Origin of the sequence: Streptomyces sp. 6-11-2 (assembly GCF_006540305.1) — a bacterium.
In the GTDB taxonomy this organism is placed as follows: domain Bacteria; phylum Actinomycetota; class Actinomycetes; order Streptomycetales; family Streptomycetaceae; genus Streptomyces.
In genome coordinates this window covers 2,813,808-2,834,992 of sequence record NZ_BJOR01000001.1, presented here as the reverse complement: position 1 = coordinate 2,834,992, position 21,185 = coordinate 2,813,808, and the positions used below count along the sequence as shown (strand labels likewise).

At 68.4% G+C, this 21,185-nt stretch carries 29 protein-coding genes; 25 read left to right on the top strand and 4 right to left on the bottom strand.

The features are described 5' to 3' along the window. Positions 1–90: 90 nt before the first annotated feature. The 20 genes from rplN (at position 91) to truA (ending at position 12,036) form a co-directional block, all read left to right on the top strand. A complete protein-coding gene (gene rplN / locus TNCT6_RS12050) occupies positions 91–459 on the top strand; it encodes a 50S ribosomal protein L14 (RefSeq protein ID WP_003998823.1) in 369 nt (122 codons plus the stop codon). Positions 460–461: 2 nt separating this feature from the next. Further along, the gene (gene rplX / locus TNCT6_RS12045; RefSeq protein WP_069779212.1) at positions 462–785 is read left to right on the top strand and encodes a 50S ribosomal protein L24; all 324 of its coding nucleotides are present in this window, start codon (positions 462–464) and stop codon (positions 783–785) included. Further along, positions 785–1,342: a 50S ribosomal protein L5 gene (rplE, locus tag TNCT6_RS12040; protein WP_116148543.1), complete on the top strand. Its 558-nt coding sequence runs from the start codon at positions 785–787 to the stop codon at positions 1,340–1,342. The genes rplX and rplE overlap by 1 nt, the downstream gene beginning before the upstream one ends. 5 nt (positions 1,343–1,347) lie before the next feature. Beyond that, positions 1,348–1,533, top strand: a complete 186-nt coding sequence (locus TNCT6_RS12035; RefSeq protein WP_003948630.1) for a type Z 30S ribosomal protein S14 — start codon at positions 1,348–1,350, stop codon at positions 1,531–1,533. Between the two features lie 212 nt (positions 1,534–1,745). Next, complete coding sequence (rpsH, locus tag TNCT6_RS12025) at positions 1,746–2,144, top strand: 30S ribosomal protein S8 (protein WP_014674378.1); 399 nt, start codon at positions 1,746–1,748, stop codon at positions 2,142–2,144. Positions 2,145–2,168: 24 nt separating this feature from the next. Continuing rightward, positions 2,169–2,708, top strand: coding sequence for a 50S ribosomal protein L6 (gene rplF / locus TNCT6_RS12020; protein WP_141359371.1), 540 nt, complete (start codon positions 2,169–2,171; stop codon positions 2,706–2,708). 3 nt (positions 2,709–2,711) lie between these two features. Further along, positions 2,712–3,095, top strand: coding sequence for a 50S ribosomal protein L18 (gene rplR / locus TNCT6_RS12015; protein ID WP_059127182.1), 384 nt, complete (start codon positions 2,712–2,714; stop codon positions 3,093–3,095). A 40-nt stretch (positions 3,096–3,135) separates the two neighbouring features. Then, positions 3,136–3,741, top strand: coding sequence for a 30S ribosomal protein S5 (rpsE, locus tag TNCT6_RS12010; RefSeq protein WP_141359370.1), 606 nt, complete (start codon positions 3,136–3,138; stop codon positions 3,739–3,741). Beyond that, positions 3,741–3,923: a 50S ribosomal protein L30 gene (gene rpmD, locus TNCT6_RS12005; RefSeq protein ID WP_141359369.1), complete on the top strand. Its 183-nt coding sequence runs from the start codon at positions 3,741–3,743 to the stop codon at positions 3,921–3,923. Before rpsE ends, rpmD begins: the two co-directional genes overlap by 1 nt. A 2-nt stretch (positions 3,924–3,925) precedes the next feature. Then, the gene (gene rplO / locus TNCT6_RS12000; protein WP_141359368.1) at positions 3,926–4,381 is read left to right on the top strand and encodes a 50S ribosomal protein L15; all 456 of its coding nucleotides are present in this window, start codon (positions 3,926–3,928) and stop codon (positions 4,379–4,381) included. Positions 4,382–4,549: 168 nt separating this feature from the next. After that, positions 4,550–5,863 carry a preprotein translocase subunit SecY gene (secY, locus tag TNCT6_RS11995; protein ID WP_141366356.1) on the top strand — a complete coding sequence of 438 codons (1,314 nt, stop codon included), beginning with the start codon at positions 4,550–4,552 and terminating at the stop codon, positions 5,861–5,863. Continuing rightward, a complete protein-coding gene (locus tag TNCT6_RS11990; protein ID WP_141359366.1) occupies positions 5,863–6,513 on the top strand; it encodes an adenylate kinase in 651 nt (216 codons plus the stop codon). Before secY ends, TNCT6_RS11990 begins: the two co-directional genes overlap by 1 nt. Positions 6,514–6,739: 226 nt before the next feature. After that, complete coding sequence (gene map / locus TNCT6_RS11985) at positions 6,740–7,576, top strand: type I methionyl aminopeptidase (protein ID WP_141359364.1); 837 nt, start codon at positions 6,740–6,742, stop codon at positions 7,574–7,576. A 193-nt stretch (positions 7,577–7,769) separates the two neighbouring features. After that, entirely contained in the window at positions 7,770–7,991 is a 222-nt protein-coding gene (gene infA / locus TNCT6_RS11980; RefSeq protein ID WP_004927214.1) for a translation initiation factor IF-1, read from the top strand. Between the two features lie 66 nt (positions 7,992–8,057). After that, positions 8,058–8,171 (top strand): 50S ribosomal protein L36, encoded by a 114-nt coding sequence (rpmJ, locus tag TNCT6_RS11975; protein ID WP_003974245.1) that lies wholly within the window; start codon positions 8,058–8,060, stop codon positions 8,169–8,171. Positions 8,172–8,368: 197 nt separating this feature from the next. Continuing rightward, positions 8,369–8,749 carry a 30S ribosomal protein S13 gene (gene rpsM / locus TNCT6_RS11970; RefSeq protein ID WP_141359361.1) on the top strand — a complete coding sequence of 127 codons (381 nt, stop codon included), beginning with the start codon at positions 8,369–8,371 and terminating at the stop codon, positions 8,747–8,749. Positions 8,750–8,818: 69 nt separating this feature from the next. After that, positions 8,819–9,223 (top strand): 30S ribosomal protein S11, encoded by a 405-nt coding sequence (gene rpsK, locus TNCT6_RS11965; RefSeq protein ID WP_003956432.1) that lies wholly within the window; start codon positions 8,819–8,821, stop codon positions 9,221–9,223. Positions 9,224–9,370: 147 nt separating this feature from the next. After that, on the top strand, positions 9,371–10,393 hold the full coding sequence (locus TNCT6_RS11960; RefSeq protein WP_141359359.1) for a DNA-directed RNA polymerase subunit alpha: 1,023 nt from the start codon (positions 9,371–9,373) through the stop codon (positions 10,391–10,393). Between the two features lie 201 nt (positions 10,394–10,594). Further along, positions 10,595–11,089, top strand: a complete 495-nt coding sequence (rplQ, locus tag TNCT6_RS11955) for a 50S ribosomal protein L17 (protein ID WP_100569758.1) — start codon at positions 10,595–10,597, stop codon at positions 11,087–11,089. A 92-nt stretch (positions 11,090–11,181) separates the two neighbouring features. Further along, positions 11,182–12,036, top strand: coding sequence for a tRNA pseudouridine(38-40) synthase TruA (gene truA, locus TNCT6_RS11950; RefSeq protein WP_141359357.1), 855 nt, complete (start codon positions 11,182–11,184; stop codon positions 12,034–12,036). A 55-nt stretch (positions 12,037–12,091) separates the two neighbouring features. Here the strand turns inward: truA and TNCT6_RS11945 are convergent, their stop codons facing one another. After that, complete coding sequence (locus TNCT6_RS11945) at positions 12,092–12,973, bottom strand: hypothetical protein (protein WP_141359355.1); 882 nt, start codon at positions 12,971–12,973, stop codon at positions 12,092–12,094. Between the two features lie 378 nt (positions 12,974–13,351). Here TNCT6_RS11945 and rplM point away from each other — a divergent pair, with 378 nt between their 5' ends. The 3 genes from rplM to glmM all read left to right on the top strand — a co-directional run bounded on the left by rplM (position 13,352) and on the right by glmM (position 15,912). Beyond that, a complete protein-coding gene (rplM, locus tag TNCT6_RS11940) occupies positions 13,352–13,795 on the top strand; it encodes a 50S ribosomal protein L13 (RefSeq protein ID WP_141359353.1) in 444 nt (147 codons plus the stop codon). Between the two features lie 42 nt (positions 13,796–13,837). Next, a complete protein-coding gene (gene rpsI, locus TNCT6_RS11935) occupies positions 13,838–14,350 on the top strand; it encodes a 30S ribosomal protein S9 (RefSeq protein ID WP_095750302.1) in 513 nt (170 codons plus the stop codon). Between the two features lie 203 nt (positions 14,351–14,553). Next, on the top strand, positions 14,554–15,912 hold the full coding sequence (gene glmM, locus TNCT6_RS11930; protein WP_141359351.1) for a phosphoglucosamine mutase: 1,359 nt from the start codon (positions 14,554–14,556) through the stop codon (positions 15,910–15,912). Between the two features lie 186 nt (positions 15,913–16,098). On the opposite strand, the gene TNCT6_RS11925 is transcribed toward glmM, so the two are convergent. Together TNCT6_RS11925 and coaA are read right to left on the bottom strand one after the other, a co-directional pair. Further along, positions 16,099–17,067 (bottom strand): DUF389 domain-containing protein, encoded by a 969-nt coding sequence (locus tag TNCT6_RS11925; RefSeq protein ID WP_141359349.1) that lies wholly within the window; start codon positions 17,065–17,067, stop codon positions 16,099–16,101. A 16-nt stretch (positions 17,068–17,083) separates the two neighbouring features. Continuing rightward, on the bottom strand, positions 17,084–18,073 hold the full coding sequence (gene coaA, locus TNCT6_RS11920) for a type I pantothenate kinase (protein ID WP_141359347.1): 990 nt from the start codon (positions 18,071–18,073) through the stop codon (positions 17,084–17,086). A 197-nt stretch (positions 18,074–18,270) separates the two neighbouring features. Here coaA and TNCT6_RS11915 point away from each other — a divergent pair, with 197 nt between their 5' ends. Further along, positions 18,271–19,059, top strand: a complete 789-nt coding sequence (locus tag TNCT6_RS11915; RefSeq protein ID WP_141359345.1) for a hypothetical protein — start codon at positions 18,271–18,273, stop codon at positions 19,057–19,059. A gap of 100 nt (positions 19,060–19,159) precedes the next feature. Further along, the gene (glmS, locus tag TNCT6_RS11910) at positions 19,160–21,007 is read left to right on the top strand and encodes a glutamine--fructose-6-phosphate transaminase (isomerizing) (protein WP_141359343.1); all 1,848 of its coding nucleotides are present in this window, start codon (positions 19,160–19,162) and stop codon (positions 21,005–21,007) included. On the opposite strand, the gene TNCT6_RS11905 is transcribed toward glmS, so the two are convergent. Beyond that, positions 20,968–21,183 (bottom strand): DUF397 domain-containing protein, encoded by a 216-nt coding sequence (locus TNCT6_RS11905; protein ID WP_141359341.1) that lies wholly within the window; start codon positions 21,181–21,183, stop codon positions 20,968–20,970. The genes glmS and TNCT6_RS11905 overlap by 40 nt on opposite strands. Between the last annotated feature and the right edge of the window lie 2 nt (positions 21,184–21,185).

Below are 21,185 nucleotides of genomic sequence, written 5' to 3'. Positions count from 1 at the left end.
CTACCCGCAGGACGGTTCCGCCAGGCTCGGCGAGGTCCGCAAGTCACTTACGGACCTCGCCGGGAACCGGCAGACAATCAGGAGATAGACGTGATCCAGCAGGAGTCGCGACTGCGTGTCGCCGACAACACTGGTGCGAAGGAGATCCTTTGCATCCGTGTGCTCGGTGGCTCCGGTCGCCGCTACGCGGGCATCGGTGACGTCATCGTCGCCACCGTCAAGGACGCGATCCCCGGTGGCAACGTGAAGAAGGGTGACGTCGTCAAGGCGGTCATCGTTCGCACCGTCAAGGAGCGCCGCCGTCCGGACGGCTCGTACATCCGCTTCGACGAGAACGCCGCCGTCATTCTGAAGAACGACGGCGACCCTCGTGGCACCCGTATCTTCGGCCCGGTCGGCCGTGAGCTGCGCGAGAAGAAGTTCATGAAGATCATCTCGCTCGCGCCGGAGGTGCTGTAAGCATGAAGATCAAGAAGGGCGACCTGGTCCAGGTCATCACCGGTAAGGACAAGGGCAAGCAGGGCAAGGTCATCGCGGCCTACCCCCGCGAGGACCGGGTCCTGGTCGAGGGTGTCAACCGGGTCAAGAAGCACACCAAGGCCGGCCCGACCGCTCGCGGTTCGCAGGCCGGCGGCATCGTGACCACCGAGGCCCCGATCCACGTGAGCAACGTTCAGCTCGTCGTGGAGAAGGACGGCCAGAAGGTCGTCACGCGTGTCGGTTACCGCTTCGACGACGAAGGCAACAAGATCCGCGTTGCCAAGCGGACGGGTGAGGACATCTGATGGCTACCACCACCACTCCGCGTCTGAAGCAGAAGTACCGCGAGGAGATCGCGGGCAAGATGCGTGACGAGTTCAAGTACGAGAACGTCATGCAGATTCCCGGTCTCGTCAAGATCGTGGTCAACATGGGTGTCGGCGACGCCGCCCGTGACTCGAAGCTGATCGAGGGCGCCATCCGCGACCTCACCACGATCACCGGCCAGAAGCCGCAGGTCACCAAGGCCCGCAAGTCCATCGCGCAGTTCAAGCTGCGTGAGGGCCAGCCGATCGGTGCTCACGTCACGCTCCGTGGCGACCGCATGTGGGAGTTCCTGGACCGCACCCTGTCGCTCGCGCTGCCGCGCATCCGCGACTTCCGTGGCCTGTCTCCCAAGCAGTTCGACGGCCGTGGCAACTACACCTTCGGTCTCACGGAGCAGGTCATGTTCCACGAGATCGACCAGGACAAGATCGACCGTACCCGGGGCATGGACATCACCGTGGTCACCACGGCGACCAACGACGCTGAGGGCCGTGCGCTCCTTCGTCACCTCGGCTTCCCGTTCAAGGAGGCGTGAGCGAGATGGCGAAGAAGGCTCTGATTGCCAAGGCTGCTCGCAAGCCCAAGTTCGGTGTGCGTGGCTACACCCGCTGCCAGCGCTGCGGCCGTCCGCACTCCGTGTACCGCAAGTTCGGCCTGTGCCGTGTGTGCCTTCGTGAGATGGCTCACCGTGGCGAGCTGCCGGGCGTGACCAAGAGCTCCTGGTAACAACCCACTTGGGTTGAACCAGGACTCTCGGTAAGCAACTGGGGTCGGCAGGAGGCCCACCTCACATGCCGTAGGCTTGTGGGGTTGGGCGCCTGCCGCGCCCTTACGACTTACTACGCCGTAGGTCCACCGCGCCGCACCCGTCCCGTCTCGGATCGGGGAGAGGGATGGCGCACCAGGAAACCCCGGCGAGAGAGGCCGAAGGCCAATTCATGACCATGACTGATCCGATCGCAGACATGCTTACGCGTCTGCGGAACGCGAACTCGGCATACCACGACAGCGTGTCGATGCCGCACTCGAAGATCAAGTCGCACATCGCGGAGATCCTCCAGCAGGAGGGCTTCATCACGGGCTGGAAGGTCGAGGACGCCGAGGTCGGCAAGAACCTCGTCCTGGAGCTGAAGTTCGGCCCCAACCGTGAGCGCTCCATCGCGGGCATCAAGCGGATCTCCAAGCCCGGTCTCCGGGTGTACGCGAAGTCCACCAACCTGCCGAAGGTGCTCGGCGGCCTCGGCGTGGCGATCATCTCCACGTCCCACGGGCTCCTCACCGACAAGCAGGCCGGCAAGAAGGGCGTGGGTGGGGAAGTCCTCGCCTACGTCTGGTAGCGGAAGGGAACGGAGGAAACAGCTATGTCGCGCATCGGCAAGCTCCCCATCGCGGTTCCCGCCGGCGTGGACGTCACCATCGACGGCCGTACGGTCGCGGTCAAGGGCCCCAAGGGCACGCTGACCCACACCGTCGTGGCGCCGATCGAGATCGCCAAGGGCGAGGACGGCACCCTGCAGGTGACCCGCCCCAACGACGAGCGTCAGAACAAGGCCCTGCACGGCCTGTCCCGCACGCTGGTGGCGAACATGATCACCGGCGTGACCCAGGGTTACGTGAAGAAGCTCGAGATCAGCGGTGTCGGTTACCGCGTGACGGCCAAGGGTTCGAACCTGGAGTTCGCGCTCGGCTACAGCCACCCGATCACCATCGAGGCGCCCGAGGGCATCACCTTCAAGGTGGAGACCCCGACCCGCTTCCAGGTCGAGGGCATCGACAAGCAGAAGGTCGGCGAGGTTGCGGCCAACATCCGCAAGCTGCGCAAGCCCGACCCGTACAAGGCCAAGGGCGTCAAGTACGAGGGCGAAGTCATCCGCCGCAAGGTCGGAAAGGCGGGTAAGTAAGCCATGGCATACGGGCAGAAGATCCTCAAGGGCGACGCCTACAAGCGCGCCGCGATCAAGCGCCGTCACATCCGGATCCGCAAGCGGATCTCCGGTACGGCGGAGCGTCCCCGTCTGGTCGTGACCCGCTCGAACCGCCACATCGTGGCGCAGGTGATCGACGACCTCAAGGGCCACACCCTGGCGTCGGCGTCCACGCTGGACACGTCGGTCCGCGGTGGCGAGGGCGACAAGTCGGCGCAGGCCAAGCAGGTCGGCGCCCTGGTCGCCGAGCGTGCCAAGGCCGCCGGTGTCGAGGCTGTCGTGTTCGACCGTGGTGGCAACCAGTACGCCGGGCGCATCGCCGCCCTGGCGGACGCCGCCCGCGAAGCCGGCCTGAAGTTCTGAGCCGGTTCCGAGCTAGCGGAAACAGAGAGAGGTAATTCCAATGGCTGGACCCCAGCGCCGCGGTGGCGGTGCCGGTGGCGGCGAGCGGCGGGACCGGAAGGGCCGTGACGGCGGCGCAGCTGCCGCCGAGAAGACCGCGTACGTTGAGCGCGTTGTCGCGATCAACCGCGTCGCCAAGGTTGTGAAGGGTGGTCGTCGCTTCAGCTTCACCGCGCTGGTCGTGGTGGGCGACGGTGACGGCACCGTGGGTGTCGGATACGGCAAGGCCAAGGAGGTGCCGGCCGCCATCGCCAAGGGCGTTGAGGAGGCCAAGAAGCACTTCTTCAAGGTCCCCCGGATCCAGGGCACCATCCCGCACCCGATCCAGGGTGAGAAGGCTGCCGGCGTCGTGCTGCTCAAGCCCGCGTCCCCCGGTACCGGCGTTATCGCCGGTGGCCCGGTGCGCGCCGTGCTCGAGTGCGCCGGTATCCACGACATCCTGTCGAAGTCGCTCGGCTCCGACAACCAGATCAACATCGTGCACGCGACCGTGCAGGCCCTGAAGGGCCTGCAGCGCCCCGAGGAGGTCGCGGCCCGCCGTGGTCTGCCGCTCGAGGACGTCGCTCCCGCGGCTCTGCTGCGTGCGCGTGCAGGGGCGGGTGCGTGATGGCGCAGCTCAAGATCACGCAGACGAAGTCCTACATCGGCAGCAAGCAGAACCACCGTGACACCCTGCGTACCCTGGGCCTGAAGCGCCTGGGTGACGTGGTCGTCAAGGAGGACCGCCCCGAGTTCCGCGGCATGGTGCACACCGTCCGCCACCTCGTGACGGTCGAGGAGGTCGACTGATCATGGCGGAGCAGAACCCGCTGAAGATCCACAACCTCCGTCCCGCCCCGGGCGCCAAGACCGCCAAGACCCGTGTCGGTCGTGGTGAGGCGTCGAAGGGTAAGACGGCCGGTCGTGGTACCAAGGGCACCAAGGCCCGCTACCAGGTTCCGGAGAGCTTCGAGGGCGGCCAGATGCCGCTCCACATGCGCCTCCCGAAGCTGAAGGGCTTCAAGAACCCGTTCAAGACCGAGTTCCAGGTCGTGAACCTCGACAAGCTGGCCGCGCTCTACCCCGAGGGTGGCGAGGTCACGGTCGAGGACCTGGTGGCCAAGGGTGCCGTTCGCAAGAACAGCCTCGTCAAGGTCCTCGGCCAGGGCGAGGTCTCCGTGGCGCTGCAGGTGACGGTGGACGCCGTCTCCGGCTCCGCCAAGGAGAAGATCACCGCCGCCGGCGGTTCTGTCACCGAGCTCGTCTGAGCCCGATGACGTAAAGCGGTCCCGACCGGGGGTACCTCACAATGAGGTATCCCCGGTTGGTCGTTCCACGGGAGGCAGTATCGCCGGTAAGGTGGCCTGCACCGTTATTTATCGTCGAACCTCACCACCGTCACCCTGACGCACTTGCGCGGGGTCGCAGGAGGCACCGTGCTCACCGGCTTCGCCCGGGCGTTCAGGACGCCCGACCTGCGCAAGAAGCTGCTCTTCACGCTCGGCATCATCGTGGTGTACCGCGTCGGTACCCACATTCCGATCCCGGGTGTCAACTACAAGGCCGTTCAGCAGTGTGTCAGCGAGGCCTCGGGCAACCAGGGTCTCTTCGGCCTCGTGAACATGTTCAGCGGCGGTGCGCTGCTGCAGATCACGATCTTCGCGCTGGGCATCATGCCGTACATCACGGCGAGCATCATCCTTCAGCTGCTGACCGTGGTGATCCCGCGGTTGGAGGCCCTCAAGAAGGAGGGCCAGTCCGGCACCGCGAAGATCACCCAGTACACCCGTTACCTGACGGTCGCGCTGGCCATCCTCCAGGGCACCGGCCTGGTGGCCACCGCCCGCAGCGGCGCCCTGTTCTCCGGGTGCTCGGCGGCCGGGAACATCGTCCCGAACCAGGCGATCTTCAACACGATCGTCATGGTGATCGTCATGACCGCCGGCACGGCCACGGTCATGTGGCTCGGTGAGCTCATCACCGACCGCGGTATCGGCAACGGCATGTCGATCCTGATGTTCATCTCGATCGCCGCCACTTTCCCGTCCGCTCTGTGGGCCATCAAGAAGCAGGGCAAGCTCGCCGAGGGCTGGATCGAATTCGGCACCGTCATCCTCGTCGGCCTGGTCATGGTCGGCCTGGTTGTCTTCGTCGAACAGGCACAGCGGCGAATTCCGGTGCAGTACGCCAAGCGCATGATCGGCCGCCGTTCCTACGGTGGTACGTCGACGTACATCCCGTTGAAGGTCAACCAGGCGGGCGTGATCCCCGTCATCTTCGCGTCGTCGCTGCTCTACATTCCGGCGCTCATCGCCCAGTTCTCCGGGGGTAACTCCGGATGGAAGACCTGGGTTCAGCAGAACCTGACCAAGGGCGACCACCCGATCTACATCACGATGTACTTCCTGCTCATCGTGTTCTTCGCCTTCTTCTATGTGGCGATCTCCTTCAACCCCGAAGAAGTCGCCGACAACATGAAGAAGTATGGTGGCTTCATCCCGGGCATCCGGGCTGGCCGACCGACCGCTGAGTACCTTTCGTACGTGCTCAACCGGATCACCTGGCCGGGTTCGCTGTATCTGGGCCTGATCGCTCTCGTACCGACAATGGCGTTGGTCGGCTTCGGGGCGAACCAGAACTTCCCCTTCGGCGGGACCAGCATCCTCATCATCGTGGGTGTCGGACTCGAGACGGTGAAGCAGATCGAGAGCCAGCTCCAGCAGCGCAATTATGAAGGGTTCCTCCGCTGATGCGAATCGTCCTCGTCGGACCGCCGGGTGCCGGCAAAGGAACACAGGCCACGCGCCTGGCCGGGAAGCTGAGCATTCCGCACATCTCCACCGGTGACCTGTTCCGCGCCAACATCAGTCGGCAGACGGAGCTCGGCAAGCTCGCGAAGTCCTACATGGACGCCGGAAACCTGGTGCCCGACGAGGTCACCATCGCGATGGCCAAGGACCGCATGGAGCAGCCCGACGCCGAGGGCGGCTTCCTGCTGGACGGTTTCCCGCGCAATGTGTCGCAGGCCGAGGCGCTGGACAAGCTGCTCCAGGGCGAGGGCATGAAGCTGGACGCGGTCCTCGACCTCGAGGTCCCCGAGGGCGAGGTCGTCAAGCGCATCGCGGGTCGCCGCACCTGTTGCAACGACTCGGCGCACGTCTTCCACGAGACGTACAGCCCGCCGAAGAAGGAAGGCGTCTGCGACGTCTGCGGCGGTGAGCTGTACCAGCGGGACGACGACTCCGAGGAGACCGTGCGCAAGCGGCTGGAGGTCTACCACACGCAGACCGAGCCGATCATCGACTACTACCGGGCGCAGGGCCTGGTCGTGACGATCTCCTCGCTCGGCCCGGTGGACGAGATCACGCAGCGCGCGCTGGAGGCGCTGAAGCGCGACTAGCCGCGCTGCTCGGCCGCGGTTCCCCCTGGGGACCGCGGCCGACGTGTGCACGGCGCCGGTGCGGTCGTCCCCGGTGCGGTCGCGTCCCCGGACGCCCGCACCGGCCTGCACGGCCTTGTTCCCGCATGCTGGACGGGCCCGGTTCCGCTTCCCCGTATTGTTGAACGCGTCCGTCCTTGTCGAAGGCGTTCCTCTTCCTTCCGGTCCCAGAAAGGCCGTAGTCCCCATGGTGCAGATCAAGTCCCCCGAGCAGATCGCCAAGATGCGTGCGGCGGGGCTGGTCGTGGCCGCCATCCACGCGGCCACCCGGGAGGCGGCCGTGCCCGGGGCGACCACCAAGGACCTGGACCAGGTGGCCCGCAAGGTGCTCGCCGAGCACAACGCCAAGCCCAACTTCCTCGGCTACGGCGGCTTCCCCGCGACGATCTGCACCTCCGTGAACGAGGTCGTCGTCCACGGCATCCCGTCCGACGACGTCGTCCTCAAGGACGGGGACGTCATCTCCATCGACTGCGGCGCGATCATCGACGGCTGGCACGGCGACGCGGCCTTCACCGCGTTCGTCGGCTCCGGTCACTCCCCGGAGCTGGTCGAGCTCTCCCGGGTGACCGAGGAGTCGATGTGGGCCGGCATCGCTGCCATGAAGCAGGGCAACCGGCTGGTCGACATCTCCCGGGCCGTCGAGACGTACATCCGCCGCCAGCCGAAGCCGGGCGGCGGTCGCTACGGGATCATCGAGGACTACGGCGGCCACGGCATCGGCACCGAGATGCACATGGACCCGCACCTGCTCAACTACGTCGACCGGCGGCGCGGCAAGGGCCCGAAGCTGGTCCCCGGCTTCTGCCTGGCCATCGAGCCCATGGTCTCCCTGGGCACCCCGAAGACCCACGTCCTCGAGGACGACTGGACGGTCATCACCACGGACGGCACCTGGTCCTCCCACTGGGAGCACTCGGTGGCCCTGACCGAACAGGGTCCCCTGGTCCTGACGGCCCCGGACGGCGGCAAGGCGAAGCTGGCCGAGTACGGCATCACGGCCGCGCCGGACCCGCTGGCCTGAAAAGGCCCCGCCCGCCTTACGGCCGCCGGTCCGGGTCGGACCCGGCCGCATGATGATCTCGAAGCTGGGGCAGACTTTCTCGATTCGTCTTTCGCAGAGGGCTGACGTAGACTGTCTCGTCGGCTCTCATGTATTCGCATGTCCGCATGCGGGACATGGAGTCGATCAAGGTAGTCGATTCGAAGGGCAAAGCGTGGCCAAGAAGCAAGGTGCCATCGAGATCGAGGGCACTGTCGTCGAGTCTCTGCCGAACGCCATGTTCAGGGTCGAGCTCCAGAACGGCCACCAGGTCCTGGCACACATCAGCGGCAAGATGCGCATGCACTACATCCGCATCCTCCCTGACGACCGGGTCGTGGTGGAGCTTTCTCCGTACGACCTCACGCGTGGCCGGATCGTCTACCGGTACAAGTAGATCTTGCCCAGGTCCCACGTTCCATCGGGGGGCCGCCGGCAACTGACCCGGAGAACCTCACATCCCATGAAGGTCAAGCCGAGCGTCAAGAAGATCTGCGACAAGTGCAGGGTGATCCGCCGTCACGGCCGGGTCATGGTCATCTGCGACAACCCGCGCCACAAGCAGCGCCAGGGCTGACGCACAACCGACCGCACCCTCTGCACTCCTATCGCAGAGATTCGCGCGACGCGAGCTGAATATGTTCATACGCAGGACCCGAGTCGCAGCGCGGCTCGACACCCCCGGTTCGGAGGCCGGGGACCCGGTTCGTACCTGGTACGGCGGCCGGGAATCGGTCCTGCGGAAGACCTCCGAAGATCAACTGGAGCCATTGAATGGCACGCGTTTCCGGTGTTGACATCCCGCGCGAAAAGCGCGTGGAGGTCGCCCTCACCTACGTGTTCGGCATCGGCCGGACCCTCTCCCAGCAGACGCTGGCCGCCACCGACGTCGACCCGAACACCCGCGTTCGCGACCTCTCCGAGGAGCAGCTCGTCGCGATCCGCGAGTACGTCGACAACAACATCAAGACCGAGGGTGACCTCCGTCGCGAGATCCAGGCCGACATCCGCCGCAAGGTCGAGATCGGCTGCTACCAGGGTCTGCGTCACCGCCGCGGTCTGCCCGTCCGCGGTCAGCGCACCAGCACCAACGCCCGCACCCGCAAGGGCCCGCGTCGCGCCATCGCCGGCAAGAAGAAGCCGGGCAAGAAGTAGTCCGCAGCGACACTCGCCGTCCAGCGGTCTTCGCTGTAGGACCGACCACCTCCCGTAGGAGTTTTCGACATGCCCCCCAAGGGACGTCAGGGCGCTGCCAAGAAGGTGCGCCGCAAGGAAAAGAAGAACGTCGCTCACGGCCACGCGCACATCAAGAGCACGTTCAACAACACCATCGTTTCGATCACCGACCCGTCCGGCAACGTGATCTCCTGGGCCTCCGCCGGCCACGTCGGCTTCAAGGGCTCCCGGAAGTCCACGCCGTTCGCCGCGCAGATGGCCGCCGAGTCGGCCGCCCGCCGCGCCCAGGAGCACGGCATGCGCAAGGTCGACGTGTTCGTCAAGGGTCCGGGCTCCGGCCGTGAGACCGCGATCCGCTCCCTGCAGGCCACCGGTCTCGAGGTCGGCTCCATCCAGGACGTCACCCCGACCCCGCACAACGGCTGCCGCCCGCCGAAGCGCCGCCGCGTCTGAGCACGGCTGCTTCACGCCGGTTTCCGGGCGGTACGGCCCTTTTGGGCCGTGCCGCCCGTACCCTTGCAGTACCCGCACCATTTTTCTGGTGCGGCCCTGTCGGGCGTCATATAGCGGGCGCCCACGACTGAAGGATCTGATCCACACATGCTGATCGCTCAGCGACCCTCGTTGACCGAAGAGGTCGTCGACGAGTTCCGCTCCCGGTTCGTGATCGAGCCGCTGGAGCCGGGCTTCGGCTACACCCTCGGCAACTCTCTCCGCCGCACCCTCCTGTCGTCGATTCCCGGCGCTGCTGTCACCAGCATCCGCGTCGACGGCGTCCTGCACGAGTTCACCACCGTGCCGGGCGTCAAGGAGGACGTCACCGACCTGATCCTCAACATCAAGCAGCTGGTCGTCTCCTCGGAGCACGACGAGCCGGTCGTGATGTACCTGCGCAAGCAGGGCCCGGGTCTGGTCACCGCCGCCGACATCGCGCCGCCCGCCGGTGTCGAGGTGCACAACCCCGATCTGGTCCTCGCCACGCTCAACGGCAAGGGCAAGCTGGAGATGGAGCTGACCGTCGAGCGCGGTCGCGGCTACGTCTCCGCCGTGCAGAACAAGCAGGTGGGTCAGGAGATCGGCCGTATCCCGGTCGACTCGATCTACTCGCCGGTGCTGAAGGTCACGTACAAGGTCGAGGCCACGCGTGTCGAGCAGCGCACCGACTTCGACAAGCTGATCGTCGACGTCGAGACCAAGCAGGCCATGCGTCCGCGTGACGCCCTGGCGTCCGCCGGCAAGACCCTGGTGGAGCTGTTCGGTCTGGCCCGCGAGCTGAACATCGACGCCGAGGGCATCGACATGGGCCCGTCCCCGACGGACGCCGCCCTGGCCGCCGACATGGCGCTGCCGATCGAGGAGCTGGAGCTCACGGTCCGCTCCTACAACTGCCTCAAGCGTGAGGGCGTCCACTCGGTGGGTGAGCTCCTGGCGCGCTCCGAGGCCGACCTGCTGGACATCCGCAACTTCGGTGCGAAGTCCATCGACGAGGTCAAGGCGAAGCTGGCCGGCATGGGCCTGGCCCTGAAGGACAGCCCGCCCGGATTCGACCCGACCGCCGCGGCGGACGCGTTCGGCGCCGACGACGACGCGGACGCCGGTTTCGTCGAGACCGAGCAGTACTGAGCGCTCCGCGAGGAGGCCGTACTGTGACTGCGGGCCGGCTGTGGCCGGCCGCGCCCGCACGGCGGAGCCGCATAATGTAGCGGCCCCGCATCCCTTCCAGATGCCCCTTCGGGAGCATCTGGATCTCCGACGGGCGACCGCTCGCTCGGATACTGACCCCGGTACCTGATACGGCCGGGGCAGACAACTAGGAGAAGAACCATGCCGAAGCCCGCCAAGGGTGCCCGTCTGGGCGGCAGCGCCGCGCACGAGAAGCTGCTCCTCGCGAACCTCGCGAAGGCGCTGTTCGAGCACGGCCGCATCACCACCACCGAGGCGAAGGCCCGCCGCCTGCGCCCGTACGCCGAGCGTCTGGTCACCAAGGCGAAGAAGGGCGACCTTCACAACCGCCGCCAGGTGCTCCAGGTCATCACGGACAAGAGCATCGTCCACACGCTCTTCACCGAGATCGGCCCGCGTTACGAGAACCGTCCGGGTGGCTACACCCGCATCACCAAGATCGGCAACCGCCGTGGCGACAACGCGCCCATGGCCGTGATCGAGCTGGTCGAGGCGCTGACGGTGCAGCAGAACGCCGTGGGTGAGGCCGAGGCCGCCACCAAGCGTGCGGTCAAGGAGGCCGAGGAGGCCAAGGCTCAGGAGACCACCGAGGCCCCGGCCGAGGAGGCCGCCGCCGAGGAGTCGAAGGACGCCTGAGGCTCTGCCTGACGCCGGAAGCGGGTCCGCCCTTCGGGGCGGGCCCGCTTTCACGTTTTTTTCCGAGGGATCCGCCCTGAGAGGATCTGCACGTGAGTGACGAAGTACAGCCCGGTCATGTCCGCGTCCGTCTCGACCTGTCCTACGACGGCACCGCCTTCCACGGCTGGGCCAAGCAGGCCGGCGGCAGGCGGACCGTGCAGGGGGAGATCGAGGACGCGCTGCGCACGGTCACGCGGTCCGTGGAGACGTACGAGCTGACCGTGGCCGGACGGACCGACGCCGGGGTGCACGCGCGGGGCCAGGTGGCGCACGTGGACCTGCCCGAGCGTGTCTGGCGCGAGCACCACGAGAAGCTGCTCAAGCGACTCGCCGGGCGGCTCCCCAGGGATGTGCGGGTGTGGGCGCTGCGGCCCGCGCCCAGCGGCTTCAACGCCCGGTTCTCGGCCGTCTGGCGCCGGTACGCCTACCGCGTCACCGACAACCCCGGCGGTGTCGACCCGCTGCTGCGGGGCCACGTCCTGTGGCACGACTGGCCCCTCGACGTCGAGGCCATGAACGAGGCCGCGCGGCGGCTGCTGGGCGAGCACGACTTCGCCGCCTACTGCAAGAGGCGCGAGGGCGCGACCACCATCCGCACGCTCCAGGAGCTGAGCCTCGAACGCGGCGGCGACGGCATCATCACGGCCACCGTCCGGGCCGACGCGTTCTGCCACAACATGGTGCGCTCGCTCATCGGGGCGCTGCTGTTCGTCGGTGACGGCCACCGTGCGCCGGACTGGCCCGGAAAGGTGCTGGCGGCGGGCGTGCGGGACTCCGCCGTGCACGTCGTGCGGCCGCACGGGCTGACCCTGGAGGAGGTCGGTTACCCGGCCGACGAGCTGCTCGCCGCGCGCAGCCGGGAGGCGCGCAACAAGCGGTCCCTGCCGGCGGCCGGCTGCTGCTGAGCGGCGGTCCGCCGGTCCCCCGTGTGCCGCCCGCCGCGCCACGGCGGGCGGCCGGCTACTGGTTGGCCGCGGCCGACGCCTGGGTCTCGCCGCGCCGGCGGATCTGCTGGAAGGAGAACTCGGCGAGGTCGTCGCCGGCCCGGAAGGCCGCGGTGTCCTTGTTCGTCACGCTCGTGCCGTTGGTGAAGCCGGTGAGGGTGAAGTAGGCGTAGCGGCCGTAGGAGTTGGTCGTGGAGCGGCAGACGGCGCCGTTGCAGAAGGCCTTGACGCCGCTGCCGGACAGCGGCTTGATGATGCTCTTCTTGTCCGTCTCGCTCTTCGCCTTGAGCGCCTGCGCCTCGGTGTCGAAAACCGCGATGCCGACCGTGACCGCGACGCCGCCCTGGCTGTAGGTCACCCGCAGCAGACGGGTGCAGTCGTTGTCCGTGAGGGCCTTGACGAGCGTGCCCTGGGCGGCCGTGGCGCAGCTCTTGGCGTCGTCTGTGGGGCCCTTCTTGTACACGGTCTCGCCCATGGTCAGCTGGGTGCCCGGGAAGAGCGTGTCCGTGCTGAGGGGGGCCGTGTCCTTCTTCGCGCTGGATATGAAGTCCTTCGGGTCCAGCGGAGGCGGTGCGGTGGTCGGGGCGAAGGACGGCCCCGTGGCGGACTCGCTCGGCAGGGCGGCGGTGCCCGGCAACCGGGTGGCCGGGCCGCCCGACGCGTTGTTGTCGCCGTTCGCCGACACCACGGCCATGGCGACGGCCGCGCCGATCCCGACGGTGGCCAGCAGGCCACCGCCGACGAACAGCAGCCGGCGCCTTCTGTTCCGTGCCTCCGAGGCCTCGGCGAGCGCAGCCCAGTCCGGGGTCTGGTCACTGCCCCCGCTGCTCCGCGACTGCTCAGAATTCGGTTTCCAGGGATCCCACTGGGACTGCGAGCCCCCCTGCCCATAACTCATGGGGCGCATCTTAGACGGGGTCCGAGGGCCCTCCGCGCGCCCACCGCCGGCCCTCCCGGGGCCTTAGGTGCACGCCGGTACAAAGCGACACGCCGCCGGCCGGTGCCGGCCGTCGAGCGGCCGGGAACGAGGTGCCGGAACCGCCGGGACCCGCGGTCGCACACCGTTTTGACCGTTCCAGGGCGCCATGGGTATCCTGCTTCTTCGTTGTGTATTGGCTTGCTCATTCTCACGGGACGGGCCCTTACACCGGTCCACCGGGCCGATGACCAGCGACCAGCACGCGGTTTGCGTCACCGCGGTGCGGTCAGGGCTGTCGTGATCGTCTTCGGTGACCTTGTCAGGACCACTCACTGAAGATAGCGAAGGCTACGAACCGTGCGTACGTACAGCCCCAAGCCCGGCGACATCACGCGCCAGTGGCACGTCATTGACGCCCAGGACGTCGTCCTGGGCCGCCTGGCGTCCACTGCCGCCACCCTTCTGCGGGGCAAGCACAAGCCGATCTACGCGCCGCACGTCGACGCTGGTGACTTCGTCATCATCATCAACGCGGACAAGGTGCACCTCTCCGGCAACAAGCGGACCCAGAAGATGGCGTACCGCCACTCCGGCTACCCGGGTGGCCTGCGCTCCGTCCGTTACGACGAGCTGCTCGACAAGAACCCCGAGAAGGCCGTCGAGAAGGCCGTCAAGGGCATGCTCCCCAAGAACTCCCTGGGCCGTCAGATGCTCTCGAAGCTGAAGGTCTACAAGGGTGACCAGCACCCGCACGGCGCCCAGCAGCCGGTGCCGTTCGAGATCACCCAGGTCGCGCAGTAAGTCCGGCCACCCCCTAAGACTGAAGAGAATCTGAGGAGAATCGTGGCCGAGACCACTGCCGAGCAGCCGCTCGAAGAGCTTGACATCGACAGCTACACCACCGAGTCCGAGGTCCCCGTCGAGGGCGAGTACACCTCGGAGTCCATGGCCTCCCGCTTCGGCGAGCCGCAGCCGGCCGCCGGCCTGGGCCGCCGCAAGAACGCCATTGCCCGCGTCCGGATCGTCCCGGGCTCCGGCAAGTGGAAGATCAACGGTCGCACCCTCGAGGACTACTTCCCGAACAAGGTGCACCAGCAGGAAGTCAACGAGCCCTTCAAGGTGCTCGAGCTCGAGGGCCGTTACGACGTCATCGCCCGCATCGCCGGTGGCGGCGTCTCCGGCCAGGCCGGTGCCCTCCGTCTCGGTGTCGCCCGCGCCCTGAACGAGGCCGACGTCGACAACAACCGCGGCGCGCTGAAGAAGGCGGGCTTCCTGCGTCGTGACGACCGTGCGGTCGAGCGCAAGAAGGCCGGTCTGAAGAAGGCCCGCAAGGCCCCGCAGTACAGCAAGCGCTAATCTCAGCGGCGCCCCTGCACGTACTCCGAACGCCCCGGCGGCACGCCTATGTGCCTCCGGGGCGTTCGTTTATCGCAAGGCTTCGGCGTATAACGGCACAAGGTGCTCAACGGCTGGTGTGATCGGATGCCCGGAGCGTCGAATGCCATGGACCGGCCCACGGACCGGCCCCTTCTCGAACTGACGCTTCCTCAGGAGGACAAGTGGGACGACTCTTCGGCACGGACGGCGTCCGTGGCGTCGCCAACGCGGACCTGACCGCCGAGCTGGCGCTCGGCCTCTCGGTCGCGGCGGCGCACGTACTGGCCGAGGCGGGCACCTTCGAAGGCCACCGGCCGACGGCGGTGGTCGGGCGGGATCCGCGCGCGTCCGGGGAGTTCCTGGAGGCGGCCGTGGTCGCGGGCCTGGCGAGCGCGGGCGTGGACGTCCTGCGGGTCGGCGTGCTGCCGACGCCGGCGGTGGCGTACCTGACCGGGTCGCTCGGCGCCGACCTCGGCGTGATGCTCTCGGCCAGCCACAACGCCATGCCCGACAACGGCATCAAGTTCTTCGCCCGGGGCGGTCACAAGCTCGCCGACGAGCTGGAGGACCGGATCGAGTCCGTCTACGAGGAGCACCGCACCGGCGCGCCCTGGAACCGCCCGACGGGCGCCGGTGTGGGCCGGGTACGCGACTACGACGAGGGCTTCGACGGCTACGTCGGCCACCTCGTCGGCGTCCTGCCGAACCGGCTCGACGGACTGAAGATCGTGCTCGACGAGGCGCACGGCGCCGCGTCCGGCGTCTCGCCCGAGGCCTTCCGGCGTGCCGGGGCCGAGGTCGTCACCATCGGCGCCGACCCGGACGGCCTCAACATCAACGACGGCTGCGGCTCGACCCACCTCGGCCCGCTCAAGGCCGCCGTCGTCGAGCACGGCGCCGCCCTCGGCATCGCGCACGACGGCGACGCCGACCGCTGCCTGGCCGTGGACCACACGGGCGAGGAGGTCGACGGCGACCAGATCCTGTCCGTGCTCGCGCTGGCGATGCGGGAGCGTTCCGCACTGCGCTCCGACACCGTTGTCGCGACCGTCATGTCGAACCTGGGCTTCAAGCTGGCCATGGAGCGCGAGGGCATCCAGTTCGTGCAGACCGCCGTCGGCGACCGCTACGTCCTGGAGGAGATGAAGGACAAGGACTACGCCCTCGGCGGCGAGCAGTCCGGCCACGTCATCATCCTGGACCACGCCACGACCGGCGACGGCACGCTCACCGGCCTGTTGCTGGCCGCCCGGGTCGCCGGGACCGGCCGTACGCTGCGGGACCTGGCCTCCGTGATGGAGCGCCTGCCGCAGGTCCTCGTCAACGTCCCCGACGTGGACAAGTCCCGGGTGCAGACCTCCGCCGACCTGGCCGCCGCGGTCGCCGAGGCGGAGCGGGAGCTGGGCGGGACCGGCCGGGTGCTGCTGCGCCCGTCGGGTACCGAGCCGCTGGTCCGGGTCATGGTCGAGGCCTCGGACATCGAGCAGGCCCGCTCGGTGGCGGGCCGCCTGGCCGATTCGGTGAAGTCGGCGCTCGGCTAGGGTCTTTCGTTTGGATCAGGCCGGATCAGGGAGCGGGGTCCGGTGCCGTGCGTCGCACGGCGGAGGAGGGCGGCAGGGCGGAGCCCTGCCGACCGACGACAACGCGGCTGGGGGTACCCCCTGCTCGAAGAGCTTGGGGGAGCGGTGCCAGGGCCCGCGAGCCCGGCATGATCCAAACGAGAGGCCTTAGTCCCTGCCGCTCTGGAGCAGGCCCTGTCCGGCCTTGGACACGCGCTCGCGCTGCCTCGCCCAGAACCACTTCTGGGCGAGCAGGGTGAGCGTGCCGGCCAGGACGATGCCGAGCATGTTCAGCAGGAGCTGGACCGTCGAGCCCATGGTCTGGGCGGTGTCGCCGTAGGCGAGCGCGACGGCCGCGTTGGCGGCGGCCGGGACGGTGGTCACGGAGATGGCCACGCCGATCAGGGCGCCGGACTTGGCGGAGGTCAGCGAGAGGGTGCCGGCGGCTCCGGCGAGGACGGCCACGACGAAGGAGAACGCGTCGGGGGCGTAGACGAAGGCGGTGTTGGGCCGGGGGCCCTCCAGCTTCGCCTTGCTGAACAGCCCGATGGCGTCCATGAACAGCGTGAAGCCCGCCGTGACCGCCATCGCCAGCGCGAACCCTGCCAGCAGGGCGATCAGCGAGCGCAGTGCCAGCCGCGGGGTCCGCTGGACCAGGGCTGTGCCGATGCCCGCCAGCGGTCCGAACTCCGGTCCCACGGCCATCGCGCCGACGATCAGGACGGCGTTGTCGAGCACCACGCCACAGGCGGCGATCATGGTGGCCAGCGTGATGAACGCGAGGTAGGTGACCGACAGCGTCGACTCCTCGTGCGTGGCCTCCGTCAGCTCCTGCCACAGCACGGCGTCCGCGCCCTCGCCCGGTGCCGCCCTCTCGGCCCGCTCGGCCTGGGCGGAGAGCGTCAGGTCGGGGCTCTCGACGGAGACGGAGCCGCTTCGTTCGATCCCCAACTTCCGTAGCCCGTCGAGGAGTTCGTCACCGGCTTCGCGTGCGACGTCGCACAGGACCACGTCACCGGCCGGGCTGCGGGCGGCGGAGGGCAGCACGACGAGGTGCGCGGTGCCGACCGTCGTCTCGATCAGACGCACCACGTCGTCGGTCTGTTCGGGCGGTGTGATCAGGCGCAGATGCAGCATGGCGGCAGCGTAGACGTCACAGTTTCCGCAGGCTCAGCCGCTGCACCTTGTGGTCGGGTCCCTTGCGCAGCACGAGCGTGGCACGGCCCCGGGTGGGGGCGATGTTCTCCACCAGGTTCGGCTTGTTGACCGTCCGCCACATCGTGCGGGCGTAGTCGAGGGCCTCCGCCTCGGACACCTGGGTGTACTTGCGGAAGTACGAGGACGGGTCCTGGAAGGCCGTCGTGCGCAGCTTGCCGAACCGGTTCAGGTACCACCGCTCGATGTCCTCGGCGCGCGCGTCGACGTAGACGCTGAAGTCGAAGTAGTCGGCGAGTCCGACCCTGGTGCGGCCGTCCGTGCCGGGCAGGGCGGGCTGGAGGACGTTCAGGCCCTCGACGATCAGGATGTCGGGACGCCGTACGGTGAGCTTCTCGCCGGGGACGATGTCGTAGATGAGGTGGGAGTAGACGGGCGCGGTCACCTCGTCCTTGCCCGCCTTGATGTCGGCGACGAACCGGGTCAGGGCCCGCCGGTCGTACGACTCCGGGAACCCTTTGCGCGACATCAGCCCCCGCGCCTCCAACTCCCGTGTCGGCAGCAGGAACCCGTCGGTGGTGACCAGTTCGACCCGCGGATGCTCGGGCCAGCGGGACAGCAGCGCCTGGAGCAGCCGGGCGACGGTCGACTTGCCCACGGCGACCGAGCCGGCCACCCCGATCACGAAGGGCGTGCCCGACTGGGACCCCTGCTCGCCGAGGAACGTGTTCAGCGCGCCGCGCAGCCCGTCCGTGGCGCCGACGTAGAGATTGAGCAGCCGGGACAGCGGGAGGTAGATGTCGCGTACCTCGTCGAGGTCGATCACGTCGCCGAGACCGCGCAGCCGTTCCACCTCCGCGGCGGAGAGCGGCAACGGCGTCTTGTCACGCAACGCGCTCCACTCGGCGCGGGTGAGGTCGACGTAGGGAGTCGCCTCCGGTCGGGACCGGTGGGCGCTCCGGGGAATCGAGGAGACCGGAGAGATCACATTCCATTGTTAACGGAGTTCGAACAGCGCGCGGGGTGGGGTGTGTCACGTAGGCGGGGGATCGGAGGTCACGCCGGCGTCACGGTCGGATACCGGGCGGCCGATTCATGATCATCTTTGGCTTCGTGGCACGTAGGGTGCGCGGTAACCCGCCGCGGAGACCGTCCGCCGGTCTTGAAGAGAAAGAGTGCCCTTCCGTGAGTTCCCCCGTGGTCCGCCGTACCGTGCTCGCCGCGTCCACCGCCGCACTGGTCCTGCTCGCCACCGCCTGCGGCGGTTCCTCCGGCAGCGGGGACGAGAAGGCCGCGGACGGCGGGACCGCGCAGGCCGACAGGACGGCCTCCGCCGCCCCGGCCAAGGCGCTGGGCGCCGCCGAGCTGGAGAAGGCCGCGCTCACCCAGGCGGACGTCAAGAGCGGCAAGGTCACCACCAAGCTGCCGGCGACGGACGACGTCGCGCAGGACAAGGTGAAGACCGGCGACACCGCCTGCACGCCGCTCGCCCTCCTCCAGGCCGGCAGCTACGTGGGCACGCCCGCGGCCACCGTGAAGCGCTCGTGGCTGGGCGACGCGAAGAAGCCCTCGGCGGGCGCCGACCCCCAGGTCGCCCTGCTGGCCGGACTCGACCGGTCGAAGGTCGTCGTGACCCTCGCCTCCTACGACGACGGCGGCGCCGAGCAGGCGATGAAGGACCTTCGGACGGCCGCCGAGAAGTGCGCCGGCGGGTACTCCTACACCGCGGCCGGCACCAGGACGGGGATCGACAAGGTGGCCGTGACCCAGGCGCCCGCGGGCGCCGACGAGGCGTTCGCCGTGACCCAGACCGTGAACGCCGAGGGCGTCAAGGCACCGGTGAAGGCCGTCGTCGTCCGCAAGGACGCCACCCTGGCCTACTTCCCTGCCGTCAACCTCGCGTCGGCCGCCTCGGGCAAGGACTTCGACTTCCCCGCGGAACTCGTCGACGCGCAGCTCGCCAAGCTGAAGTGATCCGGAGACCCACCGGGGCCCTTCCTGCCCCGGTGGGAATTTCCGATTTCGGGCACGAAGTAGCCACTTTCGCCGGGTGTGGGCCCGTAGGCTGCCGCCCATGTGCGGAATCGTGGGATACGTGGGGTCGCAGTCGGCACTCGAAGTCGTGATGGCCGGTCTGAAGCGGCTGGAGTACCGGGGTTACGACTCGGCCGGTGTCGCCGTGCTCGCGGACGGCGGGCTGGCGGCGGCGAAGCGCGCCGGGAAGCTGGTCAACCTGGAGAAGGAACTCGCGGACCGGCCGCTGCCGACCGGTTCCACGGGTATCGGGCACACCCGGTGGGCCACCCACGGCGGGCCCACCGACGGCAATGCCCACCCGCACCTCGACAACTCGGGGCGGGTCGCCGTCGTCCACAACGGCATCATCGAGAACTTCGCCGCGCTGCGGGCCGAGTTGGCCGAGCGCGGGCACGAACTGTACTCCGAGACCGACACCGAGGTCGTGGCGCACCTGCTCGCCGAGGAGTTCTCGGTGAGCGCCGATCTCGCGGAGGCCATGCGGCTGGTGTGCCGGCGCCTGGAGGGCGCGTTCACGCTGGTCGCCGTGCACGCCGACGAGCCGGACGTGGTCGTGGGCGCCCGCCGCAACTCCCCGCTGGTCGTGGGCGTCGGCGAGGGCGAGGCCTTCCTCGCCTCCGACGTCGCCGCGTTCATCGCCCACACCCGCTCCGCGATCGAGCTGGGCCAGGACCAGGTCGTGGAGCTGCGCCGGGACGGGGTGACGGTGACCGGGTTCGACGGCCGGCCGGCCGACGTCCGCTCCTACGACGTCGACTGGGACGCGGCGGCCGCGGAGAAGGGCGGCTACGACTACTTCATGCTCAAGGAGATCGCCGAGCAGCCCAAGGCGGTCGCCGACACGCTGCTGGGCCGTATCGACGCGGGCGGCTACCTGACGCTGGACGAGGTCCGCATCTCCGCCTCCGAGCTGCGTGAGATGGACAAGGTCGTCATCGTCGCGTGCGGTACGGCCTTCCACGCGGGCATGATCGCCAAGTACGCCATCGAGCACTGGACCCGGATCCCCTGCGAGGTGGAACTCGCCAGTGAGTTCCGCTACCGGGACCCGATCCTGGACGCCCAGACCCTCGTCATCGCCATCTCCCAGTCCGGCGAGACCATGGACACGCTCATGGCGCTCCGGCACGCCCGCGAGCAGGGCTCCAAGGTGCTGGCCATCTGCAACACCAACGGCTCCACCATCCCGCGCGAGTCGGACGCGGTCCTCTACACCCACGCGGGTCCGGAGGTCGCGGTCGCCTCGACGAAGGCCTTCCTGACCCAGCTGGTGGCCTGCTATCTGGTGGCGCTGTACCTGGGCCAGGTCCGCGGCACCAAGTGGGGCGACGAGATCCAGGTGGTGATCCGCGACCTGTCACAGATCGGCGGCGCGGTGGAGCGGGTCCTGGAGACGATGGAGCCGGTACGGGCGCTGGCGCGCTCGCTCGCGGACAAGAACACGGTGCTGTTCCTCGGCCGGCACGTGGGCTATCCGGTCGCCCTCGAAGGCGCCCTGAAGCTCAAGGAGTTGGCGTACATGCACGCCGAGGGCTTCGCGGCGGGCGAGCTGAAGCACGGGCCGATCGCGCTGATCGACGAGGACCTGCCGGTGGTCGTGGTGGTGCCGTCCCCGCAGGGCCGGTCCCTCCTCCACGACAAGATCGTCTCCAACATCCAGGAGATCCGCGCGAGGGGTGCCCGCACGATCGTGATCGCGGAGGAGGGCGACGAGGCGGTCGCCCCGTACGCCGACCACCTGATCCGCATCCCGGCCACCCCGACGCTGCTCCAGCCGCTGGTCGCCACGGTGCCGTTGCAGGTCTTCGCCTGCGAACTCGCGACGGCGCGGGGCAACGAGGTGGATCAGCCGCGGAACCTGGCGAAGTCCGTCACGGTGGAGTGACCCTTCAGCGCGTCAAGGAAGCTGGTGAAGGCCTCGGCCGGGAGCGTGACAGTGCCTCCGGCCGGGGCCTTGGAGTCTCGGACGGCTATGTGGGTGGGGGAGTGGGCGATCTCGACGCAGTTGTTGCCATCGCCCTCGCCGGAGTAGGACGACTTCCGCCAGTCGGGGGTGGACATGG

What these genes read in the sequence shown, in the direction of transcription:
- rplX (WP_069779212.1), top strand. Translation starts at nt 462, where the DNA reads ATGAAGATCAAGAAGGGCGACCTGGTCCAGGTCATCACCGGTAAGGAC.
- rplE (WP_116148543.1), top strand. Translation starts at nt 785, where the DNA reads ATGGCTACCACCACCACTCCGCGTCTGAAGCAGAAGTACCGCGAGGAG.
- TNCT6_RS12035 (WP_003948630.1), top strand. Translation starts at nt 1,348, where the DNA reads ATGGCGAAGAAGGCTCTGATTGCCAAGGCTGCTCGCAAGCCCAAGTTC.
- rpsH (WP_014674378.1), top strand. Translation starts at nt 1,746, where the DNA reads ATGACCATGACTGATCCGATCGCAGACATGCTTACGCGTCTGCGGAAC.
- rplF (WP_141359371.1), top strand. Translation starts at nt 2,169, where the DNA reads ATGTCGCGCATCGGCAAGCTCCCCATCGCGGTTCCCGCCGGCGTGGAC.
- rplR (WP_059127182.1), top strand. Translation starts at nt 2,712, where the DNA reads ATGGCATACGGGCAGAAGATCCTCAAGGGCGACGCCTACAAGCGCGCC.
- rpsE (WP_141359370.1), top strand. Translation starts at nt 3,136, where the DNA reads ATGGCTGGACCCCAGCGCCGCGGTGGCGGTGCCGGTGGCGGCGAGCGG.
- rpmD (WP_141359369.1), top strand. Translation starts at nt 3,741, where the DNA reads ATGGCGCAGCTCAAGATCACGCAGACGAAGTCCTACATCGGCAGCAAG.
- rplO (WP_141359368.1), top strand. Translation starts at nt 3,926, where the DNA reads ATGGCGGAGCAGAACCCGCTGAAGATCCACAACCTCCGTCCCGCCCCG.
- TNCT6_RS11990 (WP_141359366.1), top strand. Translation starts at nt 5,863, where the DNA reads ATGCGAATCGTCCTCGTCGGACCGCCGGGTGCCGGCAAAGGAACACAG.
- map (WP_141359364.1), top strand. Translation starts at nt 6,740, where the DNA reads ATGGTGCAGATCAAGTCCCCCGAGCAGATCGCCAAGATGCGTGCGGCG.
- rpmJ (WP_003974245.1), top strand. Translation starts at nt 8,058, where the DNA reads ATGAAGGTCAAGCCGAGCGTCAAGAAGATCTGCGACAAGTGCAGGGTG.
- rpsM (WP_141359361.1), top strand. Translation starts at nt 8,369, where the DNA reads ATGGCACGCGTTTCCGGTGTTGACATCCCGCGCGAAAAGCGCGTGGAG.
- rpsK (WP_003956432.1), top strand. Translation starts at nt 8,819, where the DNA reads ATGCCCCCCAAGGGACGTCAGGGCGCTGCCAAGAAGGTGCGCCGCAAG.
- TNCT6_RS11960 (WP_141359359.1), top strand. Translation starts at nt 9,371, where the DNA reads ATGCTGATCGCTCAGCGACCCTCGTTGACCGAAGAGGTCGTCGACGAG.
- rplQ (WP_100569758.1), top strand. Translation starts at nt 10,595, where the DNA reads ATGCCGAAGCCCGCCAAGGGTGCCCGTCTGGGCGGCAGCGCCGCGCAC.
- TNCT6_RS11945 (WP_141359355.1), bottom strand. Translation starts at nt 12,973, where the DNA reads ATGAGTTATGGGCAGGGGGGCTCGCAGTCCCAGTGGGATCCCTGGAAA.
- TNCT6_RS11925 (WP_141359349.1), bottom strand. Translation starts at nt 17,067, where the DNA reads ATGCTGCATCTGCGCCTGATCACACCGCCCGAACAGACCGACGACGTG.
- glmS (WP_141359343.1), top strand. Translation starts at nt 19,160, where the DNA reads ATGTGCGGAATCGTGGGATACGTGGGGTCGCAGTCGGCACTCGAAGTC.
- TNCT6_RS11905 (WP_141359341.1), bottom strand. Translation starts at nt 21,183, where the DNA reads ATGTCCACCCCCGACTGGCGGAAGTCGTCCTACTCCGGCGAGGGCGAT.